Source organism: Halomonas sp. A3H3 (assembly GCF_000982975.1).
Lineage (GTDB): Bacteria > Pseudomonadota > Gammaproteobacteria > Pseudomonadales > Halomonadaceae > Vreelandella > Vreelandella titanicae.
In genome coordinates, this window is record NZ_HG423343.1 from 1,213,849 (window position 1) to 1,235,088 (window position 21,240).

The following is a 21,240-nucleotide window of genomic DNA, read 5'->3' on the forward strand; positions in this document are numbered from 1 at the left end:
GCCACCGGAAGTAGGTCGATATGACATTGGCACAGGACGGCCCCGCTCCCCTACCAGATGAGCCATGGGCAGACCGTATTCGGGCATGGCACGCTCGTTCAGTTCATCGCCAATTTTTCCAATCTCAATAGCGACAGTCGAGGAATCCGAAGGAGGCCTCCCAATAGATAGCTAAGGCCCTCTTGGCAAGCCTCCAGGCATACTCGACCTCGACCGTCTTACCACCGACGACCATAGGCTCGGGGAATTTGTTAGTAGCCGGGTTGATCGAATCGATGGACCTTGATCTGCCACTGACGCTTGAGTAACTTGCCTTCCAGGGGCCCTGGGGCATGTCGAACTCCTTTCTGATTGTTGTCAGAGCGATTTCACGTCGATAGGCGCACTGGCCGTTTCAAAGCTTAGTGGGTTGCGCAACGGACGGCCGAAATAGGCAAGACTGATCTCAAACCGGTCCCCCTCGCGGGTGCGGATGTTATCGGCAAAGCTCAAGGTGGCGGTCCCGAAGAAATGCACATGCACGTCGCCGGGCCGGCGGAAACCGACATATTTGAAGTGATGGTGCTCGAGATTCGCTAGGCTGTGCGCCATGTTGGCCTCACCGGTAAGGAAGGGTTTTTCCCACACCGTCTTGTTACCGCGTACGATACGGCTAATACCCTCCAAATGAACAGGTAGCTCTCCTACTAAAAGTTCCGGGCCGAAGCTGCAGGCACGCAGTTTGGAGTGGGCCAGCCATAGGTAGTTGTAGCGTTCGGTGACATGATCAGAAAACTCATTGCCGATGGCGTAACCCACCCGCCACGGTTGGCCGTCATCTCCAATCACATAGAGCCCGGCCAATTCAGGCTCTTCACCCGCATCCTCTGCGAAGTGCGGCACGGGAATCTCGGCCTCAGGGGCCACCACGCAGGCGCCATCGCCCTTGTAGAACCACTCGGGCTGCGCACCCGACATACCCGACTGAGGCTTGCCTCCCTCGATCCCCAACTTGAACATTCGCATTGAGTCGGTGAGTTCTTCCTCACTCACTTGCGTCTTAGTATGCATGGCCGAGCGCGTGTCGGCACTCCCCAGATGGGTCAGCCCGGTGCCGGTGACCAGACAATGGGCCGGGTCCGGATGAGTAAGCGGGGGCAGCAGGCGTTTCTCGTCGAGAATTTGAGTATATTCGAGCCGGGTCTCAGTCGCAGCGGCTTCGATGGCTTCAGTCAACGAGTGCCCCGCAGCGATGGCACGGCGGGCCAGGGTATAGGTGTCGGCATTAAGCAAGCGAACCTGTTCGGCGTTCTCGACTAGGGCGGCGTATGGGGTGCCATCATGGATGCACTGGATCAATCTCATGCTTGGCCTCATTCGGTGATATTGAACTGATCAAAATGATCGTGGTTGAGTGTCAAACCAAGACCTGGCACGTCGTCGTCGAGATCAATGAAGCCATTCACCGGCTCGGGATCGCCTTTGAAGAGGTAGTAGAAAAGCTCGTTGCCGATCTCAACGTCATGAACTGGGAAGAACTCGGACATTGGCGAGGCCAGCGTCGACATGGTCAAATGGTAGTTGTGCATCTGTCCTGCATGCGGGATTACAGGAATACTGAACGATTCGGCAAGGGCGTTGATCTTGCGTGCAGCAGTGATGCCGCCAACACGGTTGGTATCGTACTGAATCACCGAAATAGCGCGCTTCTCCAATAACTGTCGGAAGCCATAATGAGTGAATTCGTGCTCTCCCCCAGAGATCGGAATGCTGGTGAGCTGATTCAGTTCAGCATAGCCATCGATATCGTCGGCCAGCACGGGCTCTTCGAGCCACCGAGGCTCAAAGCGTTCCAGCTTGGGTAACATGCGCTTAGCGTATTCCAGGTTCCAGCCCATATAGCATTCGAGCATTAGGTCAATATCGTCGCCAATAACTTCTCGAACCGCTGCGACACTATTCAGGTTTTCGCGCATGCCAGCCGGGCCGTCTTTGGGGCCGTACCCAAAGCGCATTTTCATCGCGGAAAAACCTTGGTCGAGATAAGACTGTGCTTCGTCTTGCATACTTTTAAGATCAGTACGGTAGAGTTTCGATGCGTAGCAGGGAATTTTCTCCTTGGTACGTCCGCCGAGCAGTTTAAAGACCGGTTTATTTACCGCCTTACCCATAATGTCCCAGATGGCGATATCGACGCCCGAGATTGCCGCCATGCCAATCCCTTTACGCCCCCAGGCGTGGGTGGCGCGGTACATGCGTTGCCATAGGTATTCGTAATCGAAAGGATCTTGACCGATCACAAGTGGAGCAAGGTACTGGTCGATGATTGCCTTAGCGATGGAAGGGGCAAGCGCCACGTTGCCTAGGCCGACCAAGCCTGTATCGGTTTCAATTTCCACGGCGGTCCAGCCATGAAAGCGGAAAGTACCCATTGAATCGCTCTTGTCCCACAGCTCATCCATAGCATTAGAGCAGAAATGGGCTTGGGCTGGGACGGTGTGTCCTTTCCACTCGAAGATACGGGCTCTGACCTTGATAATTTTCATTGGTAGGATTTCCTTTGTATTTATGAAGGCATTAGGCGCTTGTGAAGGCTGGTGTACCACCGATAGCGAAGACAATCTTGCTCGACTGAGCATTCATGCTGGCGATAGTCAGTGAGAAGAAATAAAGCCTCAGCAGCTTCCTGAGCATAGTGCACTCCTTAATTGTAATTGGTAGTGATAAACTGGTCTTCTGGTACGGCCAACATACCACTAACTTAGAAACCTAAACATGCTGTAACACTATGTCAATAAATAATTAAAAAAATATAGCTTTGTTTTAATCTGCCTGCGCAACATATATAGTTTTTGATTATCTGGTCTATTATATATACCAGCCATGAGAGGAGTGTAGCTATGCACAATTCAGCATTCGCCTTCGAAAAGACGCTTATGAATCGGACCAAGAAAGAAATATTGGCTGATAAGCTGACCGACATGATTCTTACCGGCCTATTACGGGATGGAGACGAATTACCTAGTGAGCGTGAGTTGGCTCAACTATTTGGCGTCAGCCGAGAGACCGTGCGCGGGGGGCTTTCCCAGCTCACCGCTCACGGCCTAATAAGCGTCTCTCATGGCAGCAAGACGCGCATCTGTGCTAACGATGAAGCCTTGGCGAGATTCCACGCAACCCATTCTGACGCCAAAGTGCCTGTGATGAATTGCTTCGACGTGGACAGTGTATTCGAGAGTCGCATCGTGGTAGAGGCCGCCATTGCTAGGCGCGCAGCCATCCATATTGATGCTCAGGGTATCGACGTTTTAAAACGAATGCTTGAGGAGCAGGAAAAATTGTTTAACTCTCCCGTACATTTTCAGCTCTCCGACCAAAACTTCCATAAACTTATATCAAAGTACGCCGACAATGAGATTCTATTGCGCTATGCCGAAGAACTTTACACCTTTGGACTCAACATCCGGCGCCAGGTAATGCTGGAGCCAGGAGCTATAGAGCGCAGTTACCTAGAACATCAGCACATCGTTGATGCCCTCATGCGCGGCGACCCTAATGCCTCTGAGCGCGCTATGCTTACCCACCTAGATAGTGTTTTCCGAACCACCAGGGCTAAATTGAAAACAAGCCATAGCTAAGATTGATTCAAAAAACGAACCGAGGATCGCACAGTGCCTGCTAAGCAGCATGGATACAAATTCAACATGAGCAGGAAGGGGAAATTTTAGAATACGCCTTCGGAGTACTTCTTCCACACGTTGACGTGGGAATTAGACTTAAGGAAGCTGAGTAAGCTTCCCTTGAGTCTAACGAACTGCTTTTTTAACAGGACACAGGGCGGTCTCAATGCCCAAGTGCAACATCTACCAATTAGGCATGGTGTTTCCATGACTCACTGTTATAGCCATCTTTCTGCTGAAGACCGAGCCGCCATTATGCTGATGCGGATTAATCACTAGATTCGTGCCATCGCTCGTCAGTTGGGGCGCGCACCGAGTAACGTTTCACGAGAACTAGCACGCCACACGTTCAGGCCTGGCATGGCGTATGACGCCAATTTTGCTGGTTACCGAGCTCGACTGGCCCGCTGTCGGCCTCAACGTAGCCCGAAGCTGCATCTGGATGGGTGAACTATTCGAAAAGGTGTTCTACCTGCTGCGTAAGTACTGGTCTCCAGAGCAAATAGCCAGCACACTCAAGCGTATGTTACCTGATAACACTGACCACCAAGCCTCACACGAAGCCATCTACAACGCGCTCTACTTCATGCCGCGCGGCTCGCTCAAGAAGGAGCTGGCTGCCTGTTTAGGTAAACGGTGTCCTCGCAGCCAGGGCAAGGCAACAGATTCCAGACCTAGCCAGCATCCACCTGCGATCTACTGAGCTCGAAGACCGCCTAATGCCTGGCCATTGGGAGGGGATCTCATCTTTGGCGTTAACAATCGCTCTGCTGTCGGTACATCGGTGGAAAGCACTACGCGCTTAGTGATTCGCGCAAAGGTGGATGGCACCATGGCTACGGCGGCGACCATCGGCTTCAGCGACAAGCTTAATGAATTGCCGCGTTCCCTGCGCTTATCTATAATTTATGGTCAGGGCAGAGAGATGGTGAAGCATGCCGAGATCACTCAGAATACTGGTACAGCGATTTAATGTGCTGCCCCGCATAGCCCGTGTGAGCAGGGTTCCAATGAGAACACGAACGGGCTGCTGAAACAGTACCTGCCGAAGGGTACGGATATGTCTCGGTCTACAGCCAAGAATAGCTTGACGAAATAGCCGACTCATTGAATACACGACCACGAAAGACACTGGACTGTCGAATGCCGCTGGAAGTCTACGCCGAGGTGCTCAAGAAATCCGTTGCTGGACCGAGCACCCTTCAATGGCGTTGCGCTTGTAACTTGAGGCAGCCACTTGAAGCGCCAAAATATAGTAATATCCGTGTAGACGCTCCACGATTATAGCAATACTTATATCCTCGACTTTGAAATAAAACGGTATAGAAAAGCATTTCTTTTAATTAATAAAAAACACAGTCCCTTCGACTGATTTTACATAAAAAAGGCCTTCCCCATGGTTCCAACATTAAGTTTAATTACTTCACGTTTACGACTGAAGCACATGCAACTTTTAATCGCACTGGATGATTACGGCTCCCTTCATAAAGCTGCGCAAGGCATATCTATATCTCAGCCCGGGGCAACCAAGTCACTACATGAAATTGAAGATGTTCTAGACATGCAGCTTTTTGAACGCAACCCCAAAGGAATTGAACCAAATGAAGTTGGCAGATGTGTGATTCGTTATGCAAGGTTAGTTTATAGTGACTTAGCTCATATGAGAGAAGAAATTGTAGGAATAATGCAAGGCCACGGAGGGCATATAGCTATCGGAACAACAATGGGAGCTGTCCCTTCATTGACAAAAGCAATCCGTAATTTACGATTGGCACAGCCAGCCCTTTCGATTGAAATTTTTGAGGACACTAGCGCCAATCTATTGAAACTACTAGATAAAGGACGAATAGATTTAGCCATATGCAGATCACATGTAGGACAGAAGTCAGCAGCTTATGACAGTCTTGAACTCAGTGACGAACCCCTGGCTGTCGTTGCTAATAAGAAAAACCCTCATGCAAACACTAACCATTTAAAATTAAAAGATCTAATTGACTACTCATGGATAGTATATCCTTCTAACATGCCAATGCGTCAGTCCTTAGAATATGAAATTAACAGAGCGGGCTTAGAGGTAATTCAGTATCCGATAGAAACCTCGTCAACTTTCACCACTCTAATGTTACTACAGCAAGACCCAACCTTGGTTGCAGTTATCCCTGAAGAAGTAGCCAAATTCTGTGTTAGCACTAATATTCTTTCACAGCTAGACGTGCGCATCCCATCTTTGATGGGGCCATACGGTGTCGTTAGACGCACCGGGGCTCATTTACCTTCAGGAGCTCATTTGATTATTAGAGAACTATTTAAAATAGCTGGTAAAAACCATACCGTTATGCACTGGGATGACTGATCGACACCTAAACTAGGCCTGAATAATTGCAGATTTTCATCAAATACCGAAGTTATGCTAACGGATTTAGAATAACCAAAACTTGGTTATTGCACCTAAAGAGGTTCTCCACCTTAGCACGGATACTGGCTTTGGTTTTTTTCAACTTTCTGTTGGTAGGCATCCAGATTATTGTGGGCGCCAGGCCGTTTGGTAATATACCAAGATCCGCTGTTGCTGTGCTTGTGCTCATCCGGCTTTTCCATGCCAAGATAACCGCTATCACCACAGTCGCGTTGCTCTTGACTGTGAAGCAGCTTACCTGCGGAGACAATGTCGAGGGCATTGACAGCGGTGATATCGATGACGCCAATTAACTGAAGCTTATCGTCGACCCCCATGTGCATTTTCATGCCAAAGTGCCATGCATTGCTTTTTTGGTCTAGCGCATCTCCGGGTCGCGCTGTCCGCTTTCGTTCTTGATGAAAATTGGCGCAGAAATGATGGTGAAATCGACAATGTTGCCTTCGCACATTATCAGGCCATGTTTCTCCAGATACTTGTTAACTTCTTTGAACACCATCATGCCAAGGCCGTGGCGTTCAGGAAAATGGCAGAACTTGCGAAACTTGGTTTCGTCTAAAAAGTGGCCCAACTTCAAGCCAGCGAAATGCCGCATGGGTTCGTTTTCGTACAGATCATCTACCATGGCTGGATCAGTCAGCAAAAGATCTTCAGACGCTCATGAAGCGTGTAGAAGAGAAGGCCCTTCAAGATCCAGACGATGCAACGGACAATGGAAGTCTTTCATAGATCGCTTCACGCGAGCCGATGAGCGCAAGCCCAACAGCCGCCACCCATTTGGCCAGGAGTGCCAGGCCCCAAAGCAGCATTGAGCTTCGTCAGATTATAAACAAGGAAGGCGGCGAACGGCATAGTAGAGTGCTTCAACGACCGCATCAGCGACATGCTGGGTACCTCATAAGACCTAGAAAAAACATTCAAACGCAACTGCTGGGTATACAATCACCAAATCCTGCAATAGGCGTAGCATCATCAATCACCGATGGTAGTGACGAAGGAATGGAAGGCCAAGCTGCCAGAGCTATTTACCAAGCGGTTGATTAACGCCCCTGAACCTATTACCTAATCTAGAAATATTATTTAATCTTCTATTACTAAACGATATTATTATGCTCTTGTTACTTGGCACCGTTCTCAGCGCCTCACTTTAATCATCATTACCATTTTTCTTTTACCGAACTGTGATGACTTGATGGTTTATATTATTATGAAATTAACAATTTGTTTGAGCAGTACCCCACTTTCTGAAAGCGCCGTTTGGACGTAATAAGACAAATCATTCAGAGTGAAATTTATCATGTCGGTAATGATATGAGGCGTAGCCAAGATTCAACTGCATACGATGGACTCACGGCAGATAACAAAGCCTTCACTTCGTTAGCCTGGGTTCAACTTATTACGATTGCAACTAACAAAAGTATAATGTTTGCTTGCTGCGAAAATGCCCTAGTTGTTGGCATCGGCGTAAGCATAAGACTTATCAGGGTAGAACTTCTAGACGGCGGCTAGGCTGTTCTCGTCAGTTATAAGTTCACGATAGTATGGCAAAAGAAAAGTCGTTACGCTTTGCTCCCAATCAAGGTGGCAAATCTCATATGAAGGCTTCATCAGGGCCGGTGCAATTCTCCTAAACCTGGCTTTCTGCCAGATACGGGTTTCCCGAGCCAACGCCCATCTTTAATTATGAAACCCTCCTAACCGAAAAATGGGAAACGGTTAGTATCAACCATCGACCTGCGCTTGGATCTGCCTGACAATATGCGCTCCAATGGGAATCGCCGAAGTTGCAGCTGGGGACGGTGCGTTACAAACATTCACGGTACGTCTCGTATTGTAGAATAGGAAATCGTCGATTAGTTTGCCGTCATTAGAGACCGCTTGGGCACGTATCCCTGCTGGATGAGGTTGTAGGTCATTTGACGTCAGGCTCGGGCAATATCTGCGTACTTCGTCGAGGAAGCCCTTCTTATACAGCGAGTTCTTTAACTCGACCAGGCCCGGACGCAAATTAGCCCTAAGCACTTTACGGATTCCCGGGTTGGCCAGCATCGCCAGACTATCGGTCAGCGAGAAGTCGCGTTTATTGTAACCTTCTCGCTTCCAAGCGAGTACTGCATTGGGGCCTACTGTGACGCTACCGTTAATCATGCGCGTCAGGTGTACGCCGAGAAACGGCATCGCTGGGTCAGGAATAGGGTAAATAAGGTGATTTACGATGCGGCTATGCTCTGGTGGTAGTCGGTAATATTCACCGCGAAACGGGCAAATGGTAAACTTCGGAGGAAGGCCTAGCATCTGAACCACACGATCGGCCATCAGCCCTGAGCAGGAAACTAGATAGCGGGCAACGAACTCACCCGAGGTAGTCTTTACCACGACTTCATCGGTACGCTCCTCCAGCCCAGTTACTGGCGTAGCGTAGAGGATCTCGCCGCCTTTGATTTCGAATTCACGACCCATAGCAGCGGCGACTTCGGCATAGTTCACTATGCCACTGGAAGGTACGAATACCCCGCCTAGCCCTGTTATGTTAGGTTCGCGCTCGCGCAGTTCATCAGCACTCAGCCAGCTGCGCTCCAGACCGTTGGCCTCGGTACGCTCCCATAGGGACTGCATGCGCTGCATCTCTAGCTCGTTGGTCGCCACCAACAACTTGCCGCACTCATCAAAGGGAATAGCGTGTGTTTCACAGAACGCCTTAATAGCGCGGTTGCCAGCTAGGCAGAAGCGCGCCTTGAGGCTACCCGGCGTATAGTAGACACCAGCATGGATCACGCCGCTGTTGTTTCCAGTTTGGTGCTTAGCCGGGCCGTTCTCCTTCTCGACCAGCAATATCCTACGCTCGGGGTAGGCTTCGATAAGCTGCATCGCAGTGGACATGCCAAGAATGCCGCCACCAATAATGATGAAATCGTACATTTTTACCTCTTTATATCCTTCGTGTATAGTCTCTGGATACTTCGATAAATGGGATTTAAGGTCATTGGCGGTCCATAGGCCTCTTTGAAGCCCCTGCCTCGACCTGTGGGTAACGACCTCTAGCTCATGTCACGCCTATCGTTCCCACCCAATCATGCAGATAGCGGTCCGGTCGTTTCGGTATCGCCATTTTCTAGCGCTGCTCTGCTATTGAGGATTGTATTCTCATGCTCACTGACATGGTGACTTCATCAAGCTGTTAATTTGGGAAAAAAGTTACGACTAACCAATTTTGGTTCGGTACTTCAGCGATGAGGTCCATCACCCTTTCAACACCACAGTGTTCTAAGATTTCTTCGTATAGATATACTGGTTACTGCTTTGGAATCGGTACCTTGAGGTTAGTGACTGACCGTACAGACACCGCCACGCAAGCAGGACAAATTGGCCCCCTCTGCGCGCCCCTTTCGATAGACATAGATAGTTACGCTTGCAAGTACCAGATGTCGACGGAAACTGAAGCCGAGATTACTGCCCACTTAAGGCGGGCCTACTTAAAATATAAACCGACATGAGTTTCTCATGTCGGCTCGATTAACATATAGCTATATGGCAAAAATCAAGTCTCGCGCTTTCCATTGTAGAGTCGCTTGAGGCCCAGCGGATTGCTTTTCTTTAGAGACTCAGGCAATAATCCGTCAGGCAGCGCTTGGTAACACACCGGGCGTAAAAAGCGAAAAATCGCTGCACTTCCTACTGAAGTTGTGCGGCTATCGGAGGTGGCTGGGTACGGCCCACCATGGACCGTAGCATGTCCAACTTCGACACCGGTCGGCCAGCCATTGACCAGTATACGTCCTGCCTTGCGTTCCAAAGTTGGCAGTAGCTGACGCGCTATGTCGAAATCGGAATCATCCATCTGCAACGTAGCGGTAAGCTGGCCTTCCAACTGTTCGGCGACCTGCTTCACTTCGGCCAAATCGGTGCATTCAATTACTAACGAGGTAGACCCAAACACTTCATTCTGCAGCGCCTCATCAGTGAGGAAGTCGGTTGCAGTAGTAATAAATAGTGCCGACTGGCACTGGTTGGGCGTATCGCCCACTAGACCGCGAGCAACCTCGCTCACATTAGCGTGGCTGGAGAGCCGATCCAATCCTTGCTGATAGGCTTCATATATCCCCCGGGTAAGCATGGTCTGTGATGCACTCTGCTGAAGAACGTCCCGAGCCTTAGAGACAAAGGCATCCAACGCCTCTCCCTTCTTGGCAACAACCAAACCCGGGCTAGTGCAGAATTGTCCAGCTCCCATATTGAGGGACGCTACAAAGCCCTCTGCAATTGTCTCGCCACGTGCCTTGAGCGCGGACGGCAGAGGGAATACTGGGTTGATCGAGCTCATCTCGGCATAGACCGGAATTGGCTCTTTGCGCTGCTGAGCAATCTGCATTAGCGCAGTCCCGCCGCTGCGTGAGCCGGTGAAGCCCACTGCCTTGATACGGTAATCGGCGACTAACGCCGCACCGACATCACGGCCTGAGCCGAACAGCATTGAGAAAACGCCTTCCGGGAGACCACACTTGCATACGGCCTTTTGCACCGCTCGACCTACCAATTCGGAGGTACCGGGATGGGCGGAATGCGCCTTGACAATCACCGGGCAGCCAGCGGCCAGTGCCGAGGCGGTATCGCCGCCGGCCACGGAGAAGGCTAGCGGGAAATTGCTGGCACCGAACACCGCCACCGGGCCAAGAGCAATATGACGCTGACGCAGGTCAGTACGAGGCATTGGTTGGCGATCGGGTATGGCTGGGTCGATCCGCACATCCAACCATTCGCCAGCACGTACGACAGAAGCGAACAAGCGCAGCTGGCCACAAGTACGACCGCGTTCGCTCACGATACGGGCTTGGGGGAGACCGGATTCAGACGAGGCGCGCTGTATAAGAACTTCACCAATAGCTTCGATCTCGTTGGCGATAGTTTCAAGAAATAACGCACGATCTTCCAATGCTAGCTCGCGATAATCATCGAAGGCGGCCAAAGCCAACTGACACGCTTTCTCTACCTCAGCAGTGCCCCCTCCGGGGTAAGGTGGCTCCATCTGTTCACCTGTGGCCGGGTTGACAGCATGGATAACTGAGCTACTGCCGGTGACTGCCTGCTGACCTATTAACATTTGTCCAGAACAATGCATTTTCAATCCTATTGGCATAGAAAAATTAATTTTTCTTTTAAAATAATGTTTGTTTTATAGTTTAAAGATTGTATTTAGGGGGGATGAAGGTGATAAATCTTCAACAGCTATTGAAGCCGGCCAATATAGCCGGCTTCGAAATCCGCTCATTTAATAGGAGAAAAATTAGCAGCTAAAAGAAGCTTAGACTCTTGTTTCACAATCATTGGAAAAGCTTTTGGCACAAATTTATTTAGCCAATCCTCATCTTTATACAAAGCAGCTCTTCGACTTGTTCTATCGTCAAGGCTTTCGTAGGCCCACACGTGAATAACCTGATTTAGCTCTCCAATTTCAGTATACCACCATGCAACCAACTGGGCATATTTAGAAATAGCAGGCAAGCCAAACTCCTCAAAGTGAGCTAGGTAATCCTTCATTTTACCAATCTGAATTGTATAAGTCCGCATCTCATAATACATAACAATCAACTCCAATATTAAAAAAAGACTATCTAATTAGCTAAAATCTCCTTTATGTGCATCAACAATTATATTCTTAATGTCCTCTGATGTGGTTAATCGTGGATTAACTAGAACATTCCCGCTACGCATCGAATCAGCTATCATTTGAGGAAGCATATCTAGCTTTACTCCCAAAGCCTCAGTATTGGAAGGTATACCGATTGATTTATTTAACTCGCAAATGTAGCTAACAACTTTATTACCAGCATCATAGTCACTAAGTCCTGTAACATTTTCGCCTAGAGCAACCGCTACATCACGAAACAATTCAGGACATGCTTCTAAGTTAAATTTTACAACGTAGGGAAGCAATGTAGCATTCGCGATCCCATGGGGTATGTCGAAAACACCTCCAAATGTGTGTGAAATTGCATGAACATTTCCTAATTTTGATTGGGTGAACGCAACACCAGCAAGGAATGAAGCAACAAGCATATTTTCGCGGGCTTCGGTGTCGCTACCTACGAAATAGGCCTTTTTAATATTAATTGAAATCATGCGTATCGCTTGAATGGCAAGTGCCTGACTAATTGGGCTTGCCTGTTTCGAAACATATGACTCGATTGCGTGTGTAAGAGCATCCATACCGGTAGCCGCCGTAATAGATGGCGGCAATTTCATTGTAAGCTCAGGATCTAGTATTGCAATTTTAGGGAAAAGCAGAGGGCTTATAATTACAGTTTTGAATAAAGTTTCTTTATTTGTAAAAACTGTTGAAGCTGTACATTCGCTACCTGTGCCTGATGTAGTGGGAATTGCAAATAATGGAAGTGGCGCGTTCTCAATTTTATCGTAACCTTCATAGTCAAGAATGCTACCAGGGTTAGTAGCCATTGCAACCACGCCTTTAGCGGTATCGATACTACTACCACCGCCCACACCGATAACTGCGTCACATCCCGATACCTTAAGACGATCAACAGCATTTTCTAAGACTACTGTAGATGGATTTGGATCCACCTCAGAAAATACTTCGTAGCTTAGGCCAACTTCCTCTAAGGATTCAAAGAATCCATCCAACACCTTGGATTGAAGAACCCCTTTATCGGTAACGACAAAAAGTTTATTTTCAACATAAGGCTTAAGCAGAGAACCAGCCTGCCTAGCCATGCCAAAGCCAGATTTAAGTGTTGTTGGGAAATAAAATTGAAAGTTTTTCATTATTCACCTATCAAACTCTAGTTCATATTAATACTACACGGATATTTACACACCTTTGCTCACCCCACAAACAACAAGGATATTTTTGGCAAAAAGGTGAATAAAAACAAATCAACCAACATGACTATAAGCAAGGGAGTAACTTTCTGAACTATCAGTGTAAATGAAGCTGTCCCCAGACTCTTTGCAACAAAAAGGTTTACACCTAAAGGAGGAGTTAGCAATCCAATCGCCAAGTTGGTTATCATCACAACGCCAAAATGTATTAAGTTAACATCCTGTTCTAACAGTATAGGCAAAAGAATAGGAACTAAAAGAATAATGGCTGCATTTAGCTCCAAGAAAGTACCGATTAAAAGAAGAAGAACATTTATTCCTACCAGAAGCCAGACTTTATCGGCACCGAAACTAGTAACCCAGTCAGATACTTGCTGCGGAAACTGTTCAGTTGTCAATACCCAACCCATTATATTGGCTGATGCAATTATTAAAAGCACCATGGAAGACGTCAAACCAGAAGAAATAAATATTTCTTTTAAATCAGAAAATCCAATCTCTTTATATACAAATAAAGATATAACTAAGCCGTATACACATGCAATAGCACCAGACTCAGTTGGAGTAAATACCCCACTATAAATCCCTCCAAGGATAATGATTGGCATGGCCAAACCTAGGGCTGATTTTTTAAGCTTGTCAATAAAATTAACAAAACTTGTTGGTTCAGCACCTTTATAACCCTTATATTTTGAATAGCAGTAAGAGTATAAAATTAGTGAAAGGCCTATTATTAATCCAGGAAGAATGCCAGCAATGAAAAGATCGCCAATGCTTACATTAGCTGAAATGCCATATACAACAAAAGGTATGCTTGGTGGGATAATAATACCTATAGTTCCACCAACAGCCATTAATGCTATAGCGAAACCTTTATCATACCCAGCAGTTATCATTGCCGGAACCATAATACTGCCAATAGCGACAACGGTAGCAGGGGCAGAGCCAGAAATGGACGCAAAAAACATACTAGCTAGCAATGCTATTATAGCCAGCCCTCCTGGTAGCGACCCCACTATGCTTTCGCCTAATTTAACAAGCCGCGTAGACACTCCTCCTTTCTCCATAATTTTCCCCGCAAGAAGAAAAAAAGGTATGGCCATGAGAGGGAAAGAGTCGAGACCAGTAAACATTCTCTGCACAGTAACAAATGTGGGTAACTCTGAAGCAAAAACAAATGCAATGACACATGCAAATGCGATACATAAAGCCAATGGTATGTTAACTATGAGCAACGTAAACATTGCAATAAACATCGTAGTTGTCATTATTCTTTACCTCCTAACACCAACTTATCAACGTCTTTGGCCATGACTTCGTTAGAAGTTAAACTATTGTCTTTTTCGAAGAAAAAGACACATTTAAGAAAAAATCTAATAGACATTAATAAGAAACCACATGGAATAGCAGCATAGGCAGTATACATAGGAATACGCATTGCTGGAGAAACCTGTCCGGTATTTAACACACGACCTACAAACTCAAATCCAATGTAGAAAAGCCAAGCACAAAGGATGCAGCTTGCCATATAAGCAACGAAATTCATTAGTCGCTGGGCAGCTAAGGGAAGCAACATAATTAAAGCATCAACTGATATATGAACAGCACGCTTCACTCCCAAGCTAGCACCAATGAAAGCAGCCCATATCATTAAATACCTAGCTAGCTCTTCTAACCACGGCATAGGCAGCTGTATTAAAGTACGGTTAAAAACTCCTAAAAAAACAACCATAAGCATAGTTGCAAGAAGAAAGTATATAACCACCTCTTCAACTTTTGTTAACACAGCATCTAACTTATTAAAAAATCTAAAGAGGGCCATATTTATACCCCAATATTTAGTATCTACAGCGGCAAACTTTATTATATTAAAGCTCGCCGCTGCCTGAAACTGCTTATTTTCGATTACAGCTTGGCCTCTGCTTCCTCAACAGCTTTAAGAAGATCATCAATAACTTCTTCTCCTAGCTGCTCACGATACATATCGTAGACAGGTTGAGTTTCATCTCGAAATGCCTGTTTTTCTTGATCACTTAACTCGACTATCTTCATACCTGAGTCTTTTAGCGTTTGAATGCCACGTTCAACCTGCTGCGTATTGAGCTGCCTCTCGATATCACTCCAGTTTCTCGCTTCTTCTTCAAGAATAGTCTGATATTCTGCAGGAAGGCTTGTAAAGAAGTCGTTGTTAACAATAAATGCAAATGGGTTATAGACGTGCCCATCAAGGGTAAGATGCTCTTGAACTTCATAGAAGCGCATGCTTTCGATTAAAGATACAGGGTTTTCCTGACCATCGATTACACCCTGCTGAAGGGCAGAGTAAACCTCGCCAAAAGCCATAGGTGTCGGATTTGCACTTAAAGATTCCACCATTTCCATGTGAGCCGGGTTCTCCATGGTCCTGATTTTCAACCCATTGAGATCGTCTGGGCTTTCGATTGGGTGTAAGCTATTTGTAAAATGGCGGAAGCCATTCTCCCCCCAGGCCAAAGCTCGGATCCCTGTCTGTGGCAACATTTCATCTAATATGCGCTGACCAAATTCACCATCAAGAACTTCATAGGCAACTTGCTTATTTTTAAACAAATATGGCAAATCAAAAACCATAATTTGTGGATATATGCCTGGAATTGGTCCTGCCAATACAGCCATTTCGATTGAGCCAAGCTGGACACCCTCCAGCTGTTCTCGCTCGCCACCTAACTGACTAGCAGGATAGGTAGAGATGGTAACCTCTCCATTGGTACGCTCTTCTACATTTTGTTTAAAGCTCTGTAATGACTCCTCTAGGCGATCATCAACAGCAGGCGATGCATGAGCAACTTTGATATTATAATCTGCACTAGCTACGCAGGAAAAAAACACTGACCCGATTATGATAAGCGAGCTTAAGCTATTTTTAGTTTGTGTGTTCTTGTACATATTCAATCCTACCTTTAGTCGATTGTTATTTTACCAAGTAATACCACGCAAAAATTTATGCGCATTTTAAGAAGCTAACCTAAAAGAAAAATTGGTTAACTACTTTTTTATCACCTTACACAGCTGCCCATTTTTGCGGTAATGAATATATATGATCTACCGATAACTTATCGCTATTAATCCATAAGTATAATATACCAATGCATAAGCGTTCATTTGTCTTGCGGTATGTTTTAACTTCAAGATACAGACGAGATGATTAGTTTTTCTGTATGCTATAAATTCAAGCGGTAAGTGCAGTCATTAAGCTTCCCACCCATATCTCTCAGCCCCTTGAACGCTTTGTATATCAACAGCTTACCATTAGATTACAAAAAGCAACGCTTGGAATCAGGCGTTGTCCAGGGTGTAGCAAGCTATGTGCATAATGAGGCAGGCTGTCTTCTGATGAGGGAACGACGAGAGCACGCCGAGACACTGGCAGCACTGTTGGCCGCTGCATCCATAACGTCGATTGTGTTGCATGGAGGGATGCGTGTCAGAGAACGTCAGGCGGCGGAAGCGCAGTTACATAAGGCTCAGGTTATCGTTGCAACCGGCAAATACATCGGAGAAGGTTTTGACTTGCCTCGGTTAGACACGCTGTTTTTAGCCCTGCCCATCGCCTTGAAAGGAACGCTGTCGCAGTGCGCTGGCAGGATCCACCGAGCGGTTGAAGGCAAACAGGAAGTCACTGTTTATGACTACCTTGATACTGGACTGCCCATGCTTGAACGCATGTACCGAACGCGAGAAAGGCTACAGGGCAATGGGATATCAGTTAGCCTCTTCCGGGCAAACTAGGTTGCTATAGACGTTGAGAAATGTAGAAAAACCTGGCAGCCGAATAAGTGCCTTTCAGGTCAATTCATTCTTGACGGATTTCGCAAGGTAACACGAGAGGAAGTGAGTTCACTGGATACACTGCAGTTGCCGCGAGTGTATTGTCCATTGCCAGAGGTATTGATCAGTTAGTAGCGACAGTGCAATCACAGCACATGCGTGATTTTTTTACACGCATATTGGAACAAAAGGATCGTCTTGAAGCTTTTTTGAATGTAACGACCAGCGTCAATTATCGCCATGCGTATTCAGGCGGTTTGCTGCAGCATTCGCTGAAAGTTGGCAATCACTCAGTGGCGATGCTGCGCTTTAACGAGCCAACCGTGCCTCGACTCCTGCAGGAAGCCTGTTTCGCGGGAGGGTTATGGCACGATATTGGTAAGACATATAATTACCTAATTACGTATATGGCTCAGTCAGCTTCAGGATCCGGTATGGCATCGGCGGTGTTCTCGCCGCCACCGTCAGCAAGCGCGGGATCATAGCCGTGAGGTCGTAGCGCCGATTGAAGCGGTATTCGAAATCGCCCAGGTAGCACGTCACATGCTGTCCGCGGATGGCGTGGTAGCTGCCGGCAATGGCGTTCTTGACGTTGCCCAGTACGGTGTTGACCCAGTTGAAGGCCGGGATCTGCGCGTCGGCTCGGGCACCACCGGTGACGAAGCATTCATGGGTATAGGGCGGGGTATCGAAGATCCCAAAACACCTCAAGCCATCAATGACTACCCGGCTATCGGGTGCGATGGCGACCTGGGCATAGCGGCGCACCTCGGCGACAAACGGGACCTTGACCTCGGCACCACGCTCGCGCTTCCCCGACGGCTCGTCGCCCAGATAGGCATCATCTATCTCGATACGCTCGGCGAGCGTCTAGCCTTGGTTAAGCTCGTACATGACCTGCAGCAGCTTGAGCTTCCAGGCGGTGTTGTAGCAGACACCGAACTCGCGGGACAGCTGCAGCACCGAGAGGCCAGTCTTGCGTTGGGTCAGCAGGTAGAGGGCCAGGGACCAGGTGGTGAGCGGGAGAAGTGTGGCATGGAAAATGGTGCCAACGGTGAGCGAAGTCTGATGATGGCAATGGTAAACCCCGCGGGCGAGCTGGCAGCTGGTGGTGTTGTCGCAATCAGGGCACATGAAGACCTTGGGCCAGAGATGCAGGAAGAGGGCCGTCCGGCATTGCGCTTCGGTGCCGTATTGGTCGAGAAACGCCGGTAATGATAGGCCAGGTTGGAACTGGATGGGATTGCGAGACATGGCATTAGCTCCTTGACGACCCATGCGTTTCCAGTACAGCCCTCAGGTTGACGCGATAGCTGAACAACATGAGTAATCAGGAAAATGTAAGTAATTCATCCATTTTTAATTACCCCTAGGATTGTCGCCGCCGCTTTCTGATCCGTGACTGGAGCCGTTGCCAATCCTCCGCCGACACGTACTGTTCAGCCAAGCGCAGCAGAAGCTCTGCCAGTCGCCAGCCAGGTATATCGTCGGGGTAGGCTGTAGCGCCGTGCGCGATACCTAGCAGATCAAGCCGCGGCGCTCGCTGGGCGCTTTTATCATTAAGTGAATAGTCGAGCAGCATCGGCAGCCACAGCGGCACCTCGGAAGCCTGCACGGCTCTTGGGCGAGGCATCCCGTTGAGCGGTTTTAGAGGCATGCGGGCATGTTAAGCGGCCGTGGCTAATTAGCTGACCTGCTAAATGCCAGGCGACGGCATTGGCCAGTCCTGCATGCCATTCGGGGCTACGATCCTTCCCTCAGCCTACGCTGCGGTGGCGATCATGGCGGTGGCTTTGTCGCGGTGATACTGTTTAATCATGATGGCTGACACTTTTACGCGGTTTTAATAACTTTATTATGGTCAATAAAAGTGACCTTATCACGTTTATTGGCGTTTCTGTCCAGTTTGACAGACAGCAAGCTTGTATGAACAACCGCTTCACAATGAGCCTTTTTTTTGAGTATCGTTATCTAACAATTATATAGGAGGTTCTATTGGACACTCCCCACGAACAACTTGAGTGTTTGGCTTTACTCACCCCCAAAGGGGTTCGAGGTTGGGTACGTAACCCCAAAAGAAAACTGCCTAAAGACGTGAGCAGCTCCATTAAGTTGGAAAGACAGCTTATCCATCTGGTGCCTCGCCTAAAAGAACTGGAAAGAAAAGAAACGGGCGAAGAAAAGCTAATTCTCTACTTGGAGAATCTGTTGAAAAAAGTAAGAAAGCATCTCAGGTCGTCAGAACTCGTCCTCGAAACCGAACAATGGCAGGTGGCACGCATGCCGCTAAATCAGGAGGAGAAAGCGCTATTTGACCAAGCCTTGAAGGGAGCCGTTGAGGTTAAGAAGCGGCAAAAGCTTCAGGCAAAAAAACAGGCTGAGGAAGCAACCGCTAGGGCACGCGCTCATCGTGAAAAGTACGGTCCTCTAGCGGGAAGCAATGCACGAGGCCGTTCCAATCGCAGTAGTGGAAGTGTGCGTACAGTTCAAGGCGGAGCACCTGGCCTTGGTAAGCGTAGCTAGCCACAACCTTTAGATTGAAATCCGTACGGTCATGCGGATTATTACTGACTGTAAACGTATAAAATTCACTCTTATAGGATGGGACTCAAGATTATCGGCAAAAACGGGACCAATACTCATGCGCTAAAGACGAGCCGAGACTCTAAGGTCACTCTTCTTATCAAAGAAAAAAATAAGCCCCACTGGGATAACCAGTGAGGCTTAATACTGAAAAATAGTGCGCATTTGTTGATTTATCTTTTATCCTGCAGCTCCTACCGTTACGAATAAATCAACACCGGGCGAGAAGTTATCTGATTGCAAATTATTGGCATTGAGACCCACCAGTTGGATAAATGGCTGCATGGCGTGCTCAGTGCCATCCACCCCATCGAAGTCTATATTCAATAGTGTGTCGTCACCATCTTGCTCCAGTGCCAGGTAACCCAAGGTTGGGTCGAAGGGATTGCCGCCAGCACGCATGTTTAAAAACCTGCAGCCAGCGGTGCACTTTCGTCATTCTCACTGTGCATCTACCAGGCGCAATTACTTCAATAAATTTCGTCAAATAAATTCTCCCAGTAGAAACATCAATACTATCTTACAAAGCTGCTATAAATTAAAAAGTGAAATCAATTCATTTCAAAGCCTTTATCAATAAGGAACTCTCGCATATGGGAACGAAGTTTTTGATTGAAAAGGGGCGATAAATTATTGGACCAGTCGACGTTTTTTGTGCCTCCTTTGCGAAACTGATAATAATTCTGCATAGTGACATTAAAAGCAGCCACTTGCTCTCCATCGTCGCCGTAAGAGTTCTCTTTCAACACCGCCTCAACGGGTAAACGCGGCTTAACGTCAGGATCGTGTGCAGGGTATCCAATACACATACCAAACACAGGATATACATGTCGAGGTAAACTTAACAGCTCGCTCACCACTTGAGGATTATTACGTATCCCTCCTATATAACAGATACCCAATCCTTCTGACTCCGCTGCGATCGCGATATTCTGTGCTACTAGTGAAACATCTACTGTAGCGACCAAAAGCTGCTCGGTCATACCGCTAACAACGTTTTCTCCAGTACTTTTGGCCGCTTCCAGTGGCCGTTTCATATCGGCACAAAAGACTAAAAAATCACTACTGCTCGCCACGTACTTTTGGCCACCTGTCAGCTCAACCAATTGATTGCGTAGTTTTTTATCGGTGACATGTATTATGCTATAGGCCTGTATATGGCTAGAGGTGGCTGCCGCCTGCCCTGAACAAACCAGCTCTCTTAACAGACTCTTAGGAATATCGCATTCTTCGAACTTTCGAATTGAACGATGAGATTGTAACAATTTGATTGTGTCGTTCATTAGCTAAACCTATCCAAGACCAAGTTTTATTAACGTTTATAAACTATAACTTGCTCTCAAGCTCAGGCAGGAGCTCAAACAGATCCCCCACCAGGCCATAGTCAGCGACCTGGAAAATTGGTGCTTCGTCGTCTTTGTTGATCGCGACGATCACCTTGGAGTCCTTCATGCCCGCCAGGTGCTGGATGGCCCCGGAAATGCCCACGGCAATATACAGTTCAGGGGCAACGATCTTACCAGTCTGGCCGACCTGCATATCGTTGGGTACAAAGCCTGCATCCACCGCGGCGCGAGAAGCACCGATGGCGGCACCGAGCTTGTCGGCAATGCCGTCGAGCAGCTTGAAATTTTCGCCGTTGCCCATGCCTCGGCCACCGGAGATCACCACCTTGGCACCGCCCAACTCGGGACGATCCGACTGTGCCAGTTCTTCTTTCACAAAACTGGACTGACTGTTTTCAACCACCACGTCGACCACTTCAACCGTCGCGCTGCCGCTGTTGCCGACCGCGTCAAAGCCGGTGGCGCGCACGGTGATGACCTTGAGGGCATCGTCGCTTTTCACCGTAGCGATGGCGTTACCGGCGTAGATCGGACGCTTGAAGGTGTCGGCGCTGTCCACGGCGATAACGTCCGACAGCTGGCTGACGTCTTT

20 protein-coding genes and 3 pseudogenes are annotated in these 21,240 nt (G+C 47.9%); 7 read left to right on the top strand and 16 right to left on the bottom strand.

Going from position 1 to position 21,240, the window contains the following annotated elements:
• Positions 1 to 357 precede the first annotated feature (357 nt).
• Both araD1 and HALA3H3_RS05280 read right to left on the bottom strand, forming a co-directional pair.
• Positions 358 to 1,344, bottom strand: a complete 987-nt coding sequence (gene araD1 / locus HALA3H3_RS05275; RefSeq protein ID WP_053856906.1) for an AraD1 family protein — start codon at positions 1,342 to 1,344, stop codon at positions 358 to 360.
• An 8-nt stretch (positions 1,345 to 1,352) separates the two neighbouring features.
• Entirely contained in the window at positions 1,353 to 2,525 is a 1,173-nt protein-coding gene (locus tag HALA3H3_RS05280) for an L-rhamnonate dehydratase (RefSeq protein WP_022520265.1), read from the bottom strand.
• 354 nt (positions 2,526 to 2,879) lie between these two features.
• Here HALA3H3_RS05280 and HALA3H3_RS27600 point away from each other — a divergent pair, with 354 nt between their 5' ends.
• From HALA3H3_RS27600 to HALA3H3_RS05295, 3 genes and pseudogenes are all read left to right on the top strand, one after another.
• Positions 2,880 to 3,617, top strand: a complete 738-nt coding sequence (locus HALA3H3_RS27600) for a FadR/GntR family transcriptional regulator (RefSeq protein WP_022520266.1) — start codon at positions 2,880 to 2,882, stop codon at positions 3,615 to 3,617.
• Between the two features lie 249 nt (positions 3,618 to 3,866).
• Positions 3,867 to 4,865 (top strand): annotated as a pseudogene (locus HALA3H3_RS05290) (IS30 family transposase); the annotation flags it as partial.
• A 190-nt stretch (positions 4,866 to 5,055) separates the two neighbouring features.
• On the top strand, positions 5,056 to 6,012 hold the full coding sequence (locus HALA3H3_RS05295; RefSeq protein WP_022520269.1) for a LysR family transcriptional regulator: 957 nt from the start codon (positions 5,056 to 5,058) through the stop codon (positions 6,010 to 6,012).
• A gap of 113 nt (positions 6,013 to 6,125) precedes the next feature.
• Here the strand turns inward: HALA3H3_RS05295 and HALA3H3_RS05300 are convergent, their stop codons facing one another.
• Both HALA3H3_RS05300 and HALA3H3_RS27060 read right to left on the bottom strand, forming a co-directional pair.
• Positions 6,126 to 6,524, bottom strand: coding sequence for a transposase (locus tag HALA3H3_RS05300; RefSeq protein WP_158414236.1), 399 nt, complete (start codon positions 6,522 to 6,524; stop codon positions 6,126 to 6,128).
• A complete protein-coding gene (locus tag HALA3H3_RS27060; protein WP_053856908.1) occupies positions 6,434 to 6,700 on the bottom strand; it encodes a hypothetical protein in 267 nt (88 codons plus the stop codon). Before HALA3H3_RS27060 ends, HALA3H3_RS05300 begins: the two co-directional genes overlap by 91 nt.
• An 8-nt stretch (positions 6,701 to 6,708) precedes the next feature.
• Here HALA3H3_RS27060 and HALA3H3_RS27990 point away from each other — a divergent pair.
• A pseudogene (locus HALA3H3_RS27990) lies at positions 6,709 to 7,141 on the top strand (IS481 family transposase); the annotation flags it as partial.
• A gap of 656 nt (positions 7,142 to 7,797) precedes the next feature.
• On the opposite strand, the gene lhgO reads toward HALA3H3_RS27990, so the two are convergent.
• From lhgO to HALA3H3_RS05340, 7 genes are all read right to left on the bottom strand, one after another.
• Complete coding sequence (lhgO, locus tag HALA3H3_RS05310) at positions 7,798 to 8,994, bottom strand: L-2-hydroxyglutarate oxidase (RefSeq protein WP_022520271.1); 1,197 nt, start codon at positions 8,992 to 8,994, stop codon at positions 7,798 to 7,800.
• Between the two features lie 619 nt (positions 8,995 to 9,613).
• A complete protein-coding gene (locus tag HALA3H3_RS05315) occupies positions 9,614 to 11,191 on the bottom strand; it encodes an aldehyde dehydrogenase (NADP(+)) (protein WP_022520272.1) in 1,578 nt (525 codons plus the stop codon).
• 146 nt (positions 11,192 to 11,337) lie between these two features.
• Positions 11,338 to 11,652, bottom strand: a complete 315-nt coding sequence (locus HALA3H3_RS05320) for an NIPSNAP family protein (RefSeq protein WP_022520273.1) — start codon at positions 11,650 to 11,652, stop codon at positions 11,338 to 11,340.
• 36 nt (positions 11,653 to 11,688) lie between these two features.
• The gene (locus HALA3H3_RS05325; RefSeq protein ID WP_022520274.1) at positions 11,689 to 12,855 is read right to left on the bottom strand and encodes an iron-containing alcohol dehydrogenase; all 1,167 of its coding nucleotides are present in this window, start codon (positions 12,853 to 12,855) and stop codon (positions 11,689 to 11,691) included.
• 59 nt (positions 12,856 to 12,914) lie between these two features.
• Positions 12,915 to 14,180 carry a TRAP transporter large permease gene (locus HALA3H3_RS05330; protein WP_022520275.1) on the bottom strand — a complete coding sequence of 422 codons (1,266 nt, stop codon included), beginning with the start codon at positions 14,178 to 14,180 and terminating at the stop codon, positions 12,915 to 12,917.
• Positions 14,180 to 14,734: a TRAP transporter small permease gene (locus HALA3H3_RS05335; protein ID WP_022520276.1), complete on the bottom strand. Its 555-nt coding sequence runs from the start codon at positions 14,732 to 14,734 to the stop codon at positions 14,180 to 14,182. The genes HALA3H3_RS05330 and HALA3H3_RS05335 overlap by 1 nt, the downstream gene beginning before the upstream one ends.
• Positions 14,735 to 14,817: 83 nt before the next feature.
• On the bottom strand, positions 14,818 to 15,837 hold the full coding sequence (locus HALA3H3_RS05340) for a TRAP transporter substrate-binding protein (protein WP_022520277.1): 1,020 nt from the start codon (positions 15,835 to 15,837) through the stop codon (positions 14,818 to 14,820).
• Positions 15,838 to 16,284: 447 nt separating this feature from the next.
• On the opposite strand from HALA3H3_RS05340, the gene HALA3H3_RS05345 reads away from it, so the two are divergent.
• A complete protein-coding gene (locus tag HALA3H3_RS05345; RefSeq protein WP_022520278.1) occupies positions 16,285 to 16,680 on the top strand; it encodes a DEAD/DEAH box helicase in 396 nt (131 codons plus the stop codon).
• Positions 16,681 to 16,874: 194 nt separating this feature from the next.
• Positions 16,875 to 17,204 (top strand): hypothetical protein, encoded by a 330-nt coding sequence (locus HALA3H3_RS27065; protein WP_022520279.1) that lies wholly within the window; start codon positions 16,875 to 16,877, stop codon positions 17,202 to 17,204.
• Here the strand turns inward: HALA3H3_RS27065 and HALA3H3_RS25970 are convergent.
• Both HALA3H3_RS25970 and HALA3H3_RS05360 read right to left on the bottom strand, forming a co-directional pair.
• A pseudogene (locus tag HALA3H3_RS25970) lies at positions 17,119 to 17,973 on the bottom strand (IS1595 family transposase). The gene HALA3H3_RS27065 and the pseudogene HALA3H3_RS25970 sit on opposite strands and share 86 nt — an antisense overlap.
• Positions 17,974 to 18,088: 115 nt before the next feature.
• Positions 18,089 to 18,334: a hypothetical protein gene (locus tag HALA3H3_RS05360; protein WP_053856909.1), complete on the bottom strand. Its 246-nt coding sequence runs from the start codon at positions 18,332 to 18,334 to the stop codon at positions 18,089 to 18,091.
• Positions 18,335 to 18,714: 380 nt separating this feature from the next.
• On the opposite strand from HALA3H3_RS05360, the gene HALA3H3_RS05365 reads away from it, so the two are divergent.
• Positions 18,715 to 19,242 (top strand): hypothetical protein, encoded by a 528-nt coding sequence (locus HALA3H3_RS05365; protein ID WP_022520282.1) that lies wholly within the window; start codon positions 18,715 to 18,717, stop codon positions 19,240 to 19,242.
• A 240-nt stretch (positions 19,243 to 19,482) separates the two neighbouring features.
• Here HALA3H3_RS05365 and HALA3H3_RS05370 read toward each other — a convergent pair whose 3' ends face one another.
• The 3 genes from HALA3H3_RS05370 to HALA3H3_RS27265 all read right to left on the bottom strand — a co-directional run.
• The gene (locus tag HALA3H3_RS05370) at positions 19,483 to 19,704 is read right to left on the bottom strand and encodes a hypothetical protein (protein WP_022520283.1); all 222 of its coding nucleotides are present in this window, start codon (positions 19,702 to 19,704) and stop codon (positions 19,483 to 19,485) included.
• 149 nt (positions 19,705 to 19,853) lie between these two features.
• Positions 19,854 to 20,585, bottom strand: a complete 732-nt coding sequence (nfsA, locus tag HALA3H3_RS05375) for an oxygen-insensitive NADPH nitroreductase (RefSeq protein ID WP_022520284.1) — start codon at positions 20,583 to 20,585, stop codon at positions 19,854 to 19,856.
• Positions 20,586 to 20,628: 43 nt separating this feature from the next.
• The coding region (locus HALA3H3_RS27265; protein ID WP_238326067.1) for an electron transfer flavoprotein subunit alpha/FixB family protein at positions 20,629 to 21,240 on the bottom strand (612 nt) is incomplete at its 5' end.